The following is a 13,574-nucleotide window of genomic DNA, read 5'->3' as shown; positions in this document are numbered from 1 at the left end:
TTCGGGATCCAGTTTCCCATCACGATGCGCCCGCCGGGCTTCGTCACGCGGACCATCTCCCTGGCCACGTCGAAGGGCTTGGGCGCGAACATGGCGCCAAAGATGCTGACGACGCGGTCGAAGCGCTTGTTCTCCAGGCCGGCAAGGTCGCAGGCGTCGCCCTGCTGGAAGCGGCAGTTCGCCAAGTCCAGGTCCGCGGCGCGCCGATTGCCGGCCTCCACCAGGTTGCGAGAAATGTCCACGCCGAGCACAGTGGCCCCGGCCTGGGCGGCGGGGATCGCCGTCGTTCCGTCGCCGCAGCCGAGATCCAGCACCTGCTGGCCCCGGGCGATGCCGAACGACTGGACCAGCGCCGCGCCGCTTTCGCGCATGGCCGCGGCGATCCGCGTGAAATCGCCTTTTTCCCAGAGGGCCTGGTTGGGGTTGGTCGTGGGGCTGGTCTGGTCTGTCATGGCATTGCTCCTTGATCAAGGGGGTGGCTCACGAGGCCGCGGCGGGTCGGCCGGTACGGGTCCGGCAGCGCCGCCTGACGCGCGTGCAGGCTGGCGTCATCGCGGCCGGCGGGTTCTCTGTTCATGGCCTCCAGTATTGGCCGCGACGATGCTTTTCGCCTTGTCCGAAACACCGCCTGTCTTGCCTGATGCTCGCTTTCTATCGACAGCTGAGCTCGTCCAGGGCCTGGACCCTGGTTTTCTCTTCTTGGGCTCTGCGCCTGTCGACGAAGACCAGTCATTTGCCGACAATGCAATGACCCCTGGAGCGCCCATGGACACGCAATCGCATATTCGCTCGTCGCTACAGCGCGCATGTGAGACCTTCGACCGAAGGCCGTCGGCTGCTCGGCAGGAAGACTCCCCGGCCATCGCCGTCTGGATCGGTGGCTTGGGCACGCGGCTGCTTCATCCGTCGCCGACGCTGGAGCTCAGCACCGACCTGCCTGTCGTGCTGGGTGGGGGCGGCAGCCATCCGTCGCCGGGCTGGTACTTCCGGGCCGGCGTGGCTTCGTGCATGGCCACCAGCATCGCGATGGAGGCAGCGCAACAGGGCGTCGCGCTGACCCGGCTCCAGGTGGAGGCGCACAGCGAGTCCGACGTCCGGGGCCTGCTCGGAACTGCTGGTGTTTCTTCCGGTCCCCTGCGGTGCTGGTTGAAAGTGGCCCTGCACAGCACCGAAGCCTCGGAAACAGCTTTGCGGGCGTTGGTGGTCTCGGCTGATCGCCGCTCGCCGATGGCCCAAGCGCTGCGACACGAAGTCGCCGTTGACCTCGAAGTGACTGTTCAGCTGCAATCCGTGCCGGGCGCCTGATGGACGCATTGTCCGAAGTCCTAAGGGTGGTACGCCTGAACAGCGCGGTGTTCTTCAACGCGCGGTTCAGCGCCCCGTGGTGTTTTTCTTCCCCACAGGCATCGACCGTGATGCACACGATGCACCCAGGCACCGAACGGCTGGTGATCTTCCATCTTCTGACCGAGGGCCAGTGCAGGATGGAGGTGGAGGGCGCGCCCACCGCCATGCTCCAGGCCGGGGATGTGATCGTGTTTCCGCATGGCGACGCCCATACCATGTCATCGGCACCGGACGTGGCGCCTGCGCCCCCGGCCGATTTGTTGGCGCTGCTGCGGCGCGGCCCTCGAGAGGTGCGCTTCGGCGGAGGCGGAGCCATCAGCCGGTTTGTTTGCGGCTATCTCTCGTGCGACCCGCGGCTGTGCCGGCCCATCCTCACAGCCCTGCCGCGGGTGCTGACGGTGAACCTGCGCGGCCAGGACGATCCGGGCTGGCTTGAACTGTCGATCCGCTACGCGGTGGCCGAGGCGGCGGCGGCACGGCCGGGTGGCGCGGGGGTGCTGGCCAAGCTGTCCGAGGTGCTGTTTGTGGAAACCTTGCGCCGGTACATGGCGCAATTGGGGCCGGAGCAGACCGGCTGGCTGGCCGGCGTGCGCGACCGGGTGGTCGGCAAGGCATTGGCTTTGATGCACGGGCAGCCCGCGCATCCCTGGACCGTCGATTCGCTGGCGCGCGAGTGCGGGATCTCGCGCTCGGTGTTGGCCGAGCGCTTCACCCACTTTGTTGGGCAGTCGCCCATGCACTACCTTGGCCGATGGCGCATGGCGCTGGCCGCCGGGATGCTGAAAACCAGCTCATCGAGCATCACCCGCGTCGCGAAGGATGTGGGTTACGAGACAGATCCCGCGTTCACCCGGGCCTTTCGGCGCGAGTTTGGTATGCCCCCGGCGGCGTGGCGCACCGGCGCCACCCGAAATCAAGGGCAGCTCCACTCATGAATGCTGTTCGCTCAAGCAGGTGCCTGCCCGGCATTGAATCGTTCGGCAGCGCCGAGGGTGTGCCGGTGGTCTTTGTGCCGCGCTCGTACAGCACGCTTTCGGCCTGGCGTCCGATCCAGCGAAGGCTGCCCGCGCGCGCCCCGCGGTCAGCGCGCCGGCCGCATCTGGGTCTTCAACACTTCGTCGGCGATGCTGCGTCCGAGGGCAGCACCCACTTCGCCCGAGGTGCGGTAGTGCACTCCCTCGTAGACCCTCGCGTTGACCACTTCATTGACGTAATCGGAGAGTCGCTCGAAGGAGCGGTTGACGCCGGGCGCCGCGGCGCTGGTCAGCGTGAACTTCGGGACCGCGTCACCGTACAGCCCCTGCAGCACTCCAGCTGCCGCGGCCTGGAACGTGCAGTGCGCGCACGGGTACTCCGGGTGCATGGGCGTGGCCATCAGCGGCTCCCAGCCACCGTCCAGCGCGGTGGCGTCGTTGCCGTCGATGTCGCCGTTGCGAATCGCCGTCACCGGTCGCCAGAACGAGTAGGCGTACTTGGCGTCGAAGATCGCGATCGCGGTGTCCGCCGTGACGATGGAGGACAGCGCGAACAGCCTGGCGCAATCCAGCAGATCGAGCCCCTTGACCGTCGCAAGATGGCGGGTGACCGGGTTGTATGTCGCCACGCCCGTGAGCTGCCAGAAGCGCGCGATGTCGTTCTGGTCGGGGGAGCGGGCGGTGCTCGCCTTGCCGCCCATGCGCTTGACCTCGTTGTAGTCGGCGGCCCACTGCGCGCTTGACAGGGTGTATGGCGCGGGTGGCCGGAACTGGTCGCCAGACTTTAGCGCGAACGGCCGCACGGACGCCCAGGTCGACGACGCCGGGAAAGGCGTCGGCACGTACTTGCCCGGCAGTGTGAAGGGCCGGTAGGTGATGGGCCCGTCGGCGCCGTCCTGCTCGCGTTCCGTGAGCATTGCGGCGGCGGCGCGTTCGCCCAGGCGGATGCCGCTGGCCTTTGCGGGACCGTCCGGCAGCCGGGCCAGCGCTGCCTGCAAGGTGGCGTTGAACTCCCTCGCCTGGTCGGGAAACAGGCGAATCAGTGTGTGGTGGGCGGCGGCAGCGGCGGCCGCATCCGGCAGCGCGCCCGGCTCCGCGGGCAGCCGAGCGCGGTACGGCGTGTAGCGCGGCTCGATGGAGTTCAGCGCTTCGAACACGGCGATGTGCATGATCGCCAGCCCGCGAGCCTGCGCATCGGGGCTCATGCGCGCGGCGTACACCGCGGCGACGGCCTTGTCGTTCCAGTCGGTGACCATGTCGGCACGCGCCGGTGCGGGGACGAGGGCGCAGAGCAGGCCGGAGAACAGCAGCGGATTGCGAAGGCGGGACATGGCACTTCCTTGGACGTGGGGAGGAAATGCCAATGTAGGCAGTCGCGTGGCGCCGGCGAAGGGCGCTGCGACGGATGCGCGAAATCGATGCACCGGTACCGCGCGGGCGGGATGAATCAGCCGGTGCTGGGCTTCCAGTCCCGACCCTTCAACTCCACGATGTAGGTTCGGGTGCCGGAACCGCCGATCACTTCGGCCGCATGCGTTTCCGCCGGCGCATAAAACACGTGCCCGGGCGGGACGTCCACCAGGCTGACCTTGCCGTTCTCCGTCTTCTTCAACTTGGCGCCGGTCAGGGAGACCGTGACATGCGCTGGATGGAAGTGCAACCCCTGGCCGCACACGCCCAGGCCCGGGCGGCTCTTGTACTCGAGCACGCGCACGCTCTCGTTTTCGACGACCACCCGGAACGAGCGGGGATCGACGGCCAGCGGGTCCTGGGCCGCTCCATCGTCCGCGATGCCCAAGGCGGCGAGCAGGGCGACCGCCTGGCGCCGGCTCAATGCGTGGCGGTTCCTGCATTCCTCGTCAGCCATGGTGTGGCTCCTTTCTGTTGGATGTTCACATCTGCCGGAACAGGTGCGTATGGGCTTCGCTCACGGAAAGGGTTTCCGGCCGGTTCTTCAGTCGCAGGCTCAGGTTCCCACGCTCGTCGCGGACCACGCTGTCGATGGCGTACAGGCTGACGATGGTGGAGCGGTGCACCTGCCAGAACATGCTGGGATCCAGTTCGTCGCTCAACTCGCGGATGGTCTTGCGGATCAGCGACTCCGAATCAGCCGTCACGACCAGCGTGAATTTCTGGTCCGACCTGAAGTACAGGATCTCCTCGACGGTGATCAGGCGCACGGCAGCCCCTCGGGAAGCGTTGATCCACTGCAGGTGCCTGCGCGGCCGGGGCGAGGCTTGCCCGATCTGCTCCAGCGCGCCGCGTACGTCCCTGACCGGCCGCTGCAGGCGGTCCTTCACCCGCTGCAGGGTGGTCAGCAGCCTGGCGGCGGTGGGGGGCTTGAGCACGTAGTCGATTGCACCGGCCTCGAAAGCCTGCAACGCGTGGACGTCGTACGAGGTGATGAACACGATGTGGCAGGTTCCGCTGATGCGGCGCGCCACCTCGAGACCGGTCAGCAACGGCATCTGGATGTCGAGGAAGACGACGTCGGGGCTGTGCTCTTCGACGGCGTGGAGCGCGACCACACCGTCACTGGCGCGTGCCACGACCTGCAATTGCGGCCACAGCGACTGCAGCAACTCGGCCAGCTCGTCGGCGAGCAGCGGCTCATCCTCCGCGATCACCGCGGTCGGCCGGCGCACTTCGAGCTCAGGCGGTCTCATGGGGAACCTGGAGCGTCACGGTGGCGCGGCGTCCCTGGGCAGCGACGATCACGCGCGCTGGCGCGCCGTCGATCTCCTGCAGGAGGGCCTGGACCCGCTGCACCGAACTGTCGGACGGTCGTGCGGGCAGGTCCAGAACCACGCGGCACGTGCCCGCCGTGCACGAGGCGGTGAGCTTGCACTGGCCGCCGCGGGTTCGCAATGCGTCGTCCACCAGCGGGAGCAGAGCGCCCGGTGGGAATCGCGCATGCCGCGCGGCTTCGCAGATGTCCAGTGTCATGCTCCAGCCGCCGGCTGCGGCCAGCGACAGCATTTGCGCATAGGCGCGAGCCCGCTCTGCCTCGCGCGGCACGCTGGATGACACGCTGCGCAAATGTGGGAACGATGCCCGCAGGAATGCGATCAGTTCGTCCAGCAGGCGCTCGGCACGCGGCGGATCGTTCGCGTATGCGAGCCGAACCGCATCGAGCATGCCGAACAACAAGGCGGGGTCGATGCGCGCCTGCACTGCCTGCAGGTCCATCTGCACCCGGCGACGCCTGGCTTCGCGCTGGGCGCGCTGCGCCGCCACCAGCCGCGCGGCCGCGTCCTCGTGGCTGCGGCTGCGCCACAGGTGCGCGAAGTAGATCAGCGCCAGGGCGAAGGACAGTGCGAAACCGTACAGGTGCATGGGCAAGGCGCCCTGCACCACCCCCTGCTCGATCAGGATGCGGGCCCGGCCGGCAGCGCCAAGGTTCGCCGCTGCCGCGCAGCCGCAGGCAAGCGCCGGCCAGAGCAGGGTGCGAGCCAGCCGGCCCGCGCGCGCCGACACGCGCTCGCCGGCTTCCCCGGCGAGGAGCAGCGCAAGCCAGAACACCGCCGCATAAAGCAGCCACCAGCCGGCCAGCTGAAGCACGTCCTCGGTGGCAGGCTGCTGCATCACGCTGAGCGCACCGATGAGGAACCGGAGCGGCGCGGCGATCGCCAGCAAGCTCGCCATCGTGAGCGCTCCTGGGTGCGCCGTCGACCACTCCTGCACATGCCGCACGAGCTCGCCCGGCTGCGCGGCGAATAGAGCGGGTGCGGACTGCGGTCGCATGCCGTCAGGCCTCCTGCGTTCCGGGCCGGGGCGGCGAGGCGGCAGGCACCGCCCCAAGCGGCAGGGTGATGTGCGCGCAGGCGCCATGCGGCGGGACGGCGGTCAGGGCGAGCCGGCCCCGGCCCGCATAGCGTGCGGCCAGCTGCCGGCGCACGTTCACGAGGCCGACGCCCGTGCCGCTGCTGGCCGCACCACCGAATCCCGGTCCGTCGTCGATCACTTCAAGCTCCAGGGTTGCGCGGCCGGTGCGCGCGCGGACCAGGACGTGCCCCCCGCCGGCCCGTTCGACCCCGTGCCTGATCGCGTTCTCGACCAGGGTCATCGCCAGCATGGGGGGGAATTGGAGCTGCAGCAGCCTCGCGTCGCATTCGATCGTGAAGGCGAGCCTAGGCCCCATGCGGATGCGGTACAGCTCCAGGTACGCGCGCACCAGCGCGATCTCGTCGCCGAGCGTGCCGTTCGTGTTGCGCACTTGCGGCATCACGCTGCGCAGGTAGCGCATCAGGCTGTCGATGGCGCCGGCGCCGTCTTCCGGCCGCGTCCGGTAGAGGCGCCGCACGTTGCCAAGCATGTTGAAGAGGAAGTGCGGCTCAATCTGGGCCTGCAGCAGGGCGAGTTGCTGCTCCGCGTCCCCCTGGTCCTGCTGCACGCGCGCTAGTTCTGCGGCGTAAGCGGCGCAGTCCGCTCGAAGAGAACGCTGGTGGAGGTCGGCGATGATCGCCAGGAACACCGCCGGCAGCCCGAAGTGCAGCGCGTCGGAGAGCAGCCGCAAGGGCGGCGGCAGGTGCTCAAAGCCGTGCGCGTAGTAGGCGTACAGCAGGACGGCAAGCCCGCACGCCGCCACGAACAGCAGTGCGCACAGGAGGGCCAGGCGCAGCTGCAAGGTGCGCGGCAGTGCTTCGTCCAGGAGGGTGTACGCCAACAAGAGGCCAGCGGCCAGCACGCCGAGCTCGGCCAGGTGCTCCAGCCAGGCGACCGCGATCTCCGCCGGCGAAAAGAAATCCAGCAGCGAAGGACTGACCAGCACCCCCAGCGACAGGAGCACGGCCGCACCCGCGGCGCCGGCGATGCGCCATCCGTCGAGCGCGCGTAGCACGCGCGCCAGATAGCCGCGGGCGCCGGGCGGGCATGCCAGCCGGAAAGGGACGAACATCGAAGGGGCCCGGAAGGTGCGTTGCGGAGCATTCTGGACCCGGACGGCATGAGATGCCAGACTGCGTGACGAGCAGGGGATCCCGCGGGATGAATGGGGCTGCAGCCCGACGAAGCGCGGCTGTCTCATCCTGGGCACGGACGCGCCCAACGATGAGTTGGCGTCCGCGCGGCAAGTCCGCCAGGGTCTGAGAAAGCGCCAAGTCCGAATGGTTCAAGCAGCTGGTCCGCTTGGGAGGCCCACTGCGGCCCACAGGGCATCTACCGAGTGTTTCCCCGGACCGCCCACGCGCTCGCGGGTGGCGCCAGCGGCCCATTGCCCGTGCCGAGCAAGGTCCCCGCAGGGCCTTGCGCAAGCGCAGCCGGCGGTCTTCGGGAAGATGCAAGGTAGGCGGGCGCGGGGCCCTGCGCACCCAAGACCGCAACGAAAGCCGCGCCCAAGAGTCGTACTGCCGGCTGATGCTCGACGAAGACCCGGGGAAGCTCGCCGCGAGGTGGCAACCGGGCCTGGAAAAGAGCCTGCTCACATCCCGCGCCGAAATGCCGGTGCGCGCGCGGCAGTTCTTCGATCCGATGGTCCTGACGAACGGCGGTCGGTTGCAGGTGGAAGGTGACTCCGCAGGCGCGCTCGACCTGGTTCTGCTCGCCGAAGAGATGAAGCTGCTGTTTTCGAGAGGAAGCGCCAAGGCGGCGCTCGACCTTTTTCCGCGCGGCGATCTCGGGACGGGTGCCGCGGCACGACAGCGTCCTCTATCCGGTGCATGTCCGTGCGATCGCTCAGCCGGGCGATCTGGACACGGCGATGACGATGTCCTTGCAAGCGTCGGGCCGGCTCGAAGGAGCCGGCAAGACAGGCAGCGCGAGGTGCCAAGAGCTGCTGCTGCTTTGCTGCCAGGTCACCCGGGCCCAGCACGCGGCAAAGGCGGGAACGTTGCGGCTCGCGCTGCGCCGCGCCCTTCGCCCAGGCGTGGAGCCGGTGCCAGGGGGCAAGCTCGTGCAACGGTTCATGAAGGTCGACTTCCACGGCAGCAAGTCCGTGTCAGTCTTGCGGCTGTCCATTGCTTTGCAGGAACTGCTGGACGTCGAAGCCGCCGGCAGGAGCGACGTCGATCCAGGCGGGGCGGATCAAGCCCGCATGTGCGCCTCGCGGGGGCTCGACGCGCTACGCAAACTTGGCCCGGACTACTTCAGCGTCGACGCCGGCCTGCTCGTGCGAAGCGCGGCATGGTTGAGCGCCCACTGCGCGTTGGCGCCGGAAGTGCGGCAACTGCTCGACGTGCCGCAGGTGATGGCCGTCCTCCATCGCGACTACGGCAAGAGCCTGAAAGCCTACTTCGCGAATCGGAGGACGCGCTTGCTGCCGAACTGGTCGCGCGGCTCGGTGGGGAGACGGTAGAACCATCGGCGAGCTTGGAAGCCGGGACGCTGACCAAGGACCAGCAGGCTGCAATCGGCGCCACCTGCGGCTCGTCATCCAGGCGCGCGCCACAGCGCAAGGCTCCCACTTCAACCAGCGGGCGCTGGAGCCAAAGCAGCAGCGTCGGCGCGATCCCGCGCGACACCGGCGCCAATCAGCCCGCCGGCGCCTCCAGCCCGCGGTGCAGCGCGATCGTCTGCAGGCAGGCCCGCGCGACTTCGGTGCCCTTCTTGACGAAGTGCTGCTTGAAGAACGCCAGGTGATCGTCGTGCTCGTGGAAGTCGCGCGGCGTCAGCACCGCCGACAGCACCGGCACCTCGGTGTCCAGCTGCACGCGCATCAGGCCGTCGATCACGGCGCTGCTGACGAACTCGTGGCGGTAGATGCCGCCGTTGACGACCAGCGCGCACGCCACGATGGCGTCGTAGCGGCGGCTGCGGGCCAGCTTGCGGGCGCACAGCGGGAGCTCGAACGCGCCCGGCACGTCGAACAGGTCGACGCGGCCCGGCGGCACGCCGCCGCGCTCGAATTCGGCCAGCAGCGCGTCGCGCGCCTGGTGGACGATGTCCTGGTGCCAGGAGGCGCAGATGACGGCAACGCGCAGGCGATTGCCGTTGGGGAGCGGGGTAGGGGTCTGATTCATGGTGGTGCCTTGGCGAGGGGGTTGCCAGAACCAGGGCGCAGGCGCAGCCCCGTCGCGCAGCATGCAGGCATGCGCGCGGACCAGGCTTTGCGTCTCTTTCATCCGGACTGTCACCGTCGGCCCTGGAATCGCACCAGGTCTGCTGACCCCGGCCGCGCTTGCGCGCAACCGGGCGCTCGCGGGCTCCCGCGCCTTGCGACGCGGCTACCGCCGGTGGGGAATCGCACCCCGCCCTGAGAACGCTGCCGGCAACAGCCGGCGCCGCGATTTTAAGCCGAGGCGCGAATGCCCCTTCCTGCTGTGGCTTTGCCCACGCGACATGCCGGCGGGCCACAATCGAGCCATGGACCGCCGCCTCCTTCTCACGGCCCTGGGCTGCTGGCCCGCCGGGCGCCTGCTGGCCCAGGAGGGACAGCCGGGGCCGCGCCACAAGATCTCCGCTGCGCAGCTGCACGAAGCTTTGTCGGCGCGCTTTCCGGTGCGGGCAGGGATGCGGGGCTTGCTCGAGGCGGAAATCAGCGCGCCCAGCCTGCACCTGCGGCCCACGCACAACCAGCTGGGCGCGATGCTGCTGGCGCAGGTGGGCGGCGCGCAGCTGCGCCAGGCGCAGTCCGGGGAGCTGGATGTGGTGTTCGCGCTGCGCTACGAACCGGCGGACCAGACCTTGCGGGCGCACCGGCTGGAGATCCTGGCGCTGCGCGTTGCGGGACTGCCGCAGGAGACTGCGCAGACCTTGCAGCTGGTGCTGCCGGCGTTGGCGCGCGAGGCGGTCGGCGAGTTCGTGCTGCACCGCTTCACGCGGCGCGAGCTGGGGCTCGCCGACACCATGGGCTTCGAGCCGGAGCGGATCGAAGTGGTCGAGGACGGCCTGGTGATCTGGTTCGGTCCCAAGCCGCGCCGCTGACCGGTCAGCCTGCCTGTTGCTCGCTGTCCTTGGTCACCTCGGCGGCCGGCGCTTCGGGCTCCGCCACGGCCGGTTCGATGTGAGGCTTCTTCCCCGGCTGCACCGCGTGGGTCGCCCCGGGGGCGATTTCCTCGTGGCGGTGCTTCTTTTCCTGCTGGACCTTCTTGTCGTGGGCGATGTTGCGAGGGTCCGTCATTTGCCGGCGTCCTTCAGTGCGTCCTTGGCATCCCCATAGGTCTTCTGCACCTTGCCTTCGGCTTGCTTCAACAGCCCTTTGGCTTCCTGCTCGCGGTTGCCCGTGACCTGCCCGGCGGTCTCCTGCACCTTGCCGAGTGCGTCCTTCGCGACGCCTTGTGCCTGGTCCTTGTTCATGGTGTGCCTTCCTCTGTGGATTGCGCAGCCGAATGGGCCGGAAGGCTTGTCGAGACTGGCTCGACCACAGTGCGCTGCTGTCGGGGTGAAGGCGGACAGGAATGCGCTCCCCTCGACGTGGGTCCTGTCCCACAGCGCTCTGCTGCGGCGGGCGGCGCAACCTTGGCGCACGAGCATGCGCGCTTCGAAGTGCGAGCCGGACATGAGCCAGTGCGCGTCCCCCCGGCCCCCTTGCCGACGTGGCCTTGGCAGGCGTACAAGGGGACTTCGGTCGGCGCCTTTGCGCACCATGGCGGCAGGCGAAGGCCCGAGCGTTCACGGGGAGGGCCCATGTCCGCACCAGTGCAAGCTTGCAGCCTTGGCTTGCGGAGCATCGAACTGCTCCGGGGCCTGCCCGTCCCCCGCCTGGACGGCATCAGTCGGCAGTGCGTGTGGCGTCACTTCGAGGCCGGGCGGACGCTCATCGCGCGCGAGCAGGGCGACCGCGACCTGCACCTGATCGTCGCCGGTGCGGTGCGCGTGACGAGCTATTCGCCGGGCGGGCGCGAGACCAGCTTTCGCGACCTGTGCGCCGGCACGTCGTTCGGCGAGCTCTCGGCGCTCGACGGCCGGCCGCGCTCGGCCGACGTCATCGCGCTGAAGCCGGGGCTGCTCGCCTCGATGCCGTCGGCGGCCTTCCGCGCGCTGCTGCAGCAGGAGTGGGCCGTCAACGAGCGGGTGCTGCTGCGCCTGACCGACCTGGCCCGCAGCCTGATCGACCGCGTGGTCGACCTGAGCACGCTGAGCGTGCAGCAGCGGGTCTGCCTCGAGCTGCTGCGCCTGGCCAGGGCCAGCGACGCCGCAGGCAACGAAGTGCGCATCGAGCCGGCTCCAAAGCACGCCGACCTGGCCAACCTGGTGAGCAGCTACCGCGAGCAGGTCACGCGCGAGTTGTCGGCGCTGACCAGGGCCGGCGTGCTGGCCAGGCAGGACGGCGCGCTGGTGGTGCGCGACCTCGATCGCCTCAAGCAGATCGCCAGCCGCCCGCTGGCCCATTGAATCGCGAAATCGGGTGCGTCAGCGCACTGCCCAAGCAGGCAGGCTTCTTCAGTATTCGGGTTGTCGGATGCCTTGTTTGCTGGCGCCGACAGGTCCTATCTTCACTGGAGAGCATCACCATGAACCGCACCCACGCCACTTGCCTTGCCCTCGCGATCGCCGCCGCCGCCGGCAGCGCCCTTGCCGAAACTCCGACGGTGGAGACCAGCCCCTTCGTCTCCACGGCCTCGCGGGCCCAGGTCCGGCAGGAACTGCTGCGGTACCGCCTGGCCGGCATCAACCCCTGGGCCGACGACCACGACCAGCTGGCGCAGTTCCGCAGCAGCACGACGCGGGCCAAGGTGACCAACGAGTTCCTGGCCTCGCGCAATGCGGTCGCCGCGTTCTCCAGCGAGGACAGCGGCTCCAGCTACCTGGCGCGCATGCACGCTCCGGCCCGGTCCGCCGCCACCGAACTGGCGCGGGCCCAGGCGGAGTGACGGCCGCGGCGCCGGCCGCTGGGCAGGGTTGAGCGCCACCGATCCCGGGTTGCCTTGCGGCGGCCCGGGATTCGCTCGTGCGGTCCTCACTCGGCCTTGATGTTCGCCTCTTTCACGATCCGTGCATTGGCCGCGTGCTCCTGCTGGATCACGGCGGCGAATTGCTGCGGCGTGCCGGTGCTCGGCACGTTGTCCAGCGTGCGCAGCTGCTGCTGCACCTGTGGCTCGGCCAGCACCTTGTTGATGTCGGCATTCAAGCGGCGCACCACGTCCGGTGGCATCGAGGCCGGGGCGTAAAAGCCGAACAGCGAGGTGAGGTTGGCCTCCGGATAGCCCAGCTGCGCCAGCGTCGCCACCTGCGGCAGGTTGGGCAGGCGGCGCGGCCCGGTCAGCGCCAGCACCCGCAGCTTGCCCTGGTCGATCAGGTTGTTGAGCGGAGCGAACGGGTTGGCCACCAGCAGGTCGAACTGGCCGCCGGCCGCATCGGTGATGAGCTGCGCGCCGCCCTTGTAGGGAACATGGACCAGGTCGGCGCCCGACTTGCGGCGGATCTGCTCGATCATGATGTGGCCCAGCGTGCCGAAGCCGGAACTGGCGATGCTTACCTTGCGCGGCTGCGCCCTGGTGCGCGCGATGGCGTCCTGCAAGCTGCCGGCAAAGCGCGAGGTGGCCAGCACGTACACCGGCGCGTACATCACCGAGGCCACCGCCTGCACGTCCTTGAGCGGCTCGTACTGCACGTTCATGATGTGCGGGTTCAGCGTCAGGGGGCTGATGGCGGCGAAGGCCACCGTGTGGCCGTCATCGGCCCTGACCAGGGCGTCCATGCCGATGGTGCCGCCGGCGCCGGCGCGGTTGTCGACCACCACCGACTGGCCGAGCAACGGCCGCAGCCGCTCGCCCAGCATGCGCGCGACCACGTCGTTCACGCCGCCCGCCGGATAGGGCACGATGATCTTGACCGTGCGGCTCGGCCAGGAGGCCTGGGCCCCGGCGGCGAGCGGCAGCAGGGCCGCGGCCAGGGAGCTTGCGCCCAGTGCCAGCACGTGGCGGCGAGAAGTCATGCGGTTTTCTCCTGTTGCATCCACTGGCGCGCCAGCCGGTCCCAGAAGCTCGCGCCCAGGCCCAGGATGTCGTCGTTGAAATCGTAGCCGGCGTTGTGCAGGTTCACGCCCGGCTTGCCGCCGGCGCCGTTGCCGATGAAGCCGTAGGCGCCCGGCACCTTCTCCAGCATGAAGCCGAAGTCTTCCGCGGTCATCGCCGGCAGCACGTCGTCATGGGCGTTGCCGGCGCCCACCATGGCGCCCATCACCTGCGCCATGAAGCGCGCCTCGTGCGGATGGTTGACCGTGGTCGGGTAGCCCGGCTTGATGATCACTTCCGCGCTTGCCCGGTGGGCCTGCGCCACGTGGGTACTGATGCGCTCGATTCCCTCGATCAGCTGGTTCAGCGTCGCGGTGCCGAGCGTGCGGCAGGTGCCTTAGATGAAGGCCTCGTTGGGAAT

The 13,574-nt window shown here is 69.1% G+C and carries 17 protein-coding genes and 1 riboswitch; of the genes, 6 read left to right on the top strand and 11 right to left on the bottom strand.

Translation table 11 applies throughout. From position 1 onward, the window contains the following. Nucleotides 1–452, bottom strand: a 452-nt coding sequence (locus JWP65_RS10620) for a class I SAM-dependent methyltransferase (protein WP_299763478.1), incomplete at its 3' end; no start/stop codon positions are given. 313 nt (nucleotides 453–765) lie between these two features. On the opposite strand from JWP65_RS10620, the gene JWP65_RS10615 reads away from it, so the two are divergent. Both JWP65_RS10615 and JWP65_RS10610 read left to right on the top strand, forming a co-directional pair. Then, nucleotides 766–1,305, top strand: a complete 540-nt coding sequence (locus tag JWP65_RS10615) for an OsmC family protein (RefSeq protein WP_299763476.1) — start codon at nucleotides 766–768, stop codon at nucleotides 1,303–1,305. Continuing rightward, a complete protein-coding gene (locus JWP65_RS10610) occupies nucleotides 1,305–2,282 on the top strand; it encodes an AraC family transcriptional regulator (RefSeq protein WP_299763474.1) in 978 nt (325 codons plus the stop codon). The genes JWP65_RS10615 and JWP65_RS10610 overlap by 1 nt, the downstream gene beginning before the upstream one ends. A 146-nt stretch (nucleotides 2,283–2,428) precedes the next feature. Here JWP65_RS10610 and JWP65_RS10605 read toward each other — a convergent pair whose 3' ends face one another. The 5 genes from JWP65_RS10605 to JWP65_RS10585 all read right to left on the bottom strand — a co-directional run bounded on the left by JWP65_RS10605 (nucleotide 2,429) and on the right by JWP65_RS10585 (nucleotide 7,218). Then, the gene (locus JWP65_RS10605; RefSeq protein WP_299763472.1) at nucleotides 2,429–3,652 is read right to left on the bottom strand and encodes a vanadium-dependent haloperoxidase; all 1,224 of its coding nucleotides are present in this window, start codon (nucleotides 3,650–3,652) and stop codon (nucleotides 2,429–2,431) included. 116 nt (nucleotides 3,653–3,768) lie between these two features. Continuing rightward, nucleotides 3,769–4,188, bottom strand: a complete 420-nt coding sequence (locus JWP65_RS10600) for a hypothetical protein (RefSeq protein WP_299763471.1) — start codon at nucleotides 4,186–4,188, stop codon at nucleotides 3,769–3,771. 25 nt (nucleotides 4,189–4,213) lie between these two features. Continuing rightward, entirely contained in the window at nucleotides 4,214–4,987 is a 774-nt protein-coding gene (locus tag JWP65_RS10595) for a LytTR family DNA-binding domain-containing protein (protein ID WP_299763469.1), read from the bottom strand. Then, nucleotides 4,974–6,065 carry a sensor histidine kinase gene (locus JWP65_RS10590; RefSeq protein ID WP_299763467.1) on the bottom strand — a complete coding sequence of 364 codons (1,092 nt, stop codon included), beginning with the start codon at nucleotides 6,063–6,065 and terminating at the stop codon, nucleotides 4,974–4,976. Before JWP65_RS10590 ends, JWP65_RS10595 begins: the two co-directional genes overlap by 14 nt. A gap of 4 nt (nucleotides 6,066–6,069) precedes the next feature. Beyond that, nucleotides 6,070–7,218: a sensor histidine kinase gene (locus tag JWP65_RS10585; protein WP_299763465.1), complete on the bottom strand. Its 1,149-nt coding sequence runs from the start codon at nucleotides 7,216–7,218 to the stop codon at nucleotides 6,070–6,072. Between the two features lie 726 nt (nucleotides 7,219–7,944). Here JWP65_RS10585 and JWP65_RS10580 point away from each other — a divergent pair. Then, a complete protein-coding gene (locus tag JWP65_RS10580) occupies nucleotides 7,945–8,613 on the top strand; it encodes a hypothetical protein (RefSeq protein ID WP_299763463.1) in 669 nt (222 codons plus the stop codon). 175 nt (nucleotides 8,614–8,788) lie between these two features. Here the strand turns inward: JWP65_RS10580 and JWP65_RS10575 are convergent, their stop codons facing one another. Further along, nucleotides 8,789–9,277, bottom strand: coding sequence for a 6,7-dimethyl-8-ribityllumazine synthase (locus JWP65_RS10575; protein WP_299763461.1), 489 nt, complete (start codon nucleotides 9,275–9,277; stop codon nucleotides 8,789–8,791). 87 nt (nucleotides 9,278–9,364) lie between these two features. Beyond that, a riboswitch (FMN riboswitch) is annotated at nucleotides 9,365–9,522 on the bottom strand. Between the two features lie 98 nt (nucleotides 9,523–9,620). Here JWP65_RS10575 and JWP65_RS10570 point away from each other — a divergent pair. Beyond that, nucleotides 9,621–10,181 carry a DUF1439 domain-containing protein gene (locus JWP65_RS10570; RefSeq protein WP_299763459.1) on the top strand — a complete coding sequence of 187 codons (561 nt, stop codon included), beginning with the start codon at nucleotides 9,621–9,623 and terminating at the stop codon, nucleotides 10,179–10,181. 4 nt (nucleotides 10,182–10,185) lie between these two features. On the opposite strand, the gene JWP65_RS10565 is transcribed toward JWP65_RS10570, so the two are convergent. After that, the gene (locus tag JWP65_RS10565) at nucleotides 10,186–10,377 is read right to left on the bottom strand and encodes a hypothetical protein (protein WP_299763458.1); all 192 of its coding nucleotides are present in this window, start codon (nucleotides 10,375–10,377) and stop codon (nucleotides 10,186–10,188) included. Next, the gene (locus JWP65_RS10560; RefSeq protein ID WP_299763456.1) at nucleotides 10,374–10,553 is read right to left on the bottom strand and encodes a CsbD family protein; all 180 of its coding nucleotides are present in this window, start codon (nucleotides 10,551–10,553) and stop codon (nucleotides 10,374–10,376) included. Before JWP65_RS10560 ends, JWP65_RS10565 begins: the two co-directional genes overlap by 4 nt. A 429-nt stretch (nucleotides 10,554–10,982) precedes the next feature. Here JWP65_RS10560 and JWP65_RS10555 point away from each other — a divergent pair, with 429 nt between their 5' ends. Together JWP65_RS10555 and JWP65_RS10550 are read left to right on the top strand one after the other, a co-directional pair. Further along, nucleotides 10,983–11,591, top strand: coding sequence for a Crp/Fnr family transcriptional regulator (locus JWP65_RS10555; protein WP_299763454.1), 609 nt, complete (start codon nucleotides 10,983–10,985; stop codon nucleotides 11,589–11,591). A gap of 119 nt (nucleotides 11,592–11,710) precedes the next feature. After that, nucleotides 11,711–12,070, top strand: coding sequence for a DUF4148 domain-containing protein (locus JWP65_RS10550; RefSeq protein ID WP_299763452.1), 360 nt, complete (start codon nucleotides 11,711–11,713; stop codon nucleotides 12,068–12,070). An 86-nt stretch (nucleotides 12,071–12,156) separates the two neighbouring features. Here JWP65_RS10550 and JWP65_RS10545 read toward each other — a convergent pair whose 3' ends face one another. Next, nucleotides 12,157–13,134 (bottom strand): tripartite tricarboxylate transporter substrate binding protein, encoded by a 978-nt coding sequence (locus tag JWP65_RS10545; protein ID WP_299763450.1) that lies wholly within the window; start codon nucleotides 13,132–13,134, stop codon nucleotides 12,157–12,159. After that, nucleotides 13,131–13,478, bottom strand: a complete 348-nt coding sequence (locus JWP65_RS10540; RefSeq protein WP_299763448.1) for a M20/M25/M40 family metallo-hydrolase — start codon at nucleotides 13,476–13,478, stop codon at nucleotides 13,131–13,133. The genes JWP65_RS10545 and JWP65_RS10540 overlap by 4 nt, the downstream gene beginning before the upstream one ends. Nucleotides 13,479–13,574 lie beyond the last annotated feature (96 nt).

It is taken from the genome of Ramlibacter sp., assembly GCF_028292805.1.
Classification (GTDB): domain Bacteria; phylum Pseudomonadota; class Gammaproteobacteria; order Burkholderiales; family Burkholderiaceae_C; genus Ramlibacter.
This window is presented reverse-complemented; position numbering and strand designations above follow the sequence as displayed.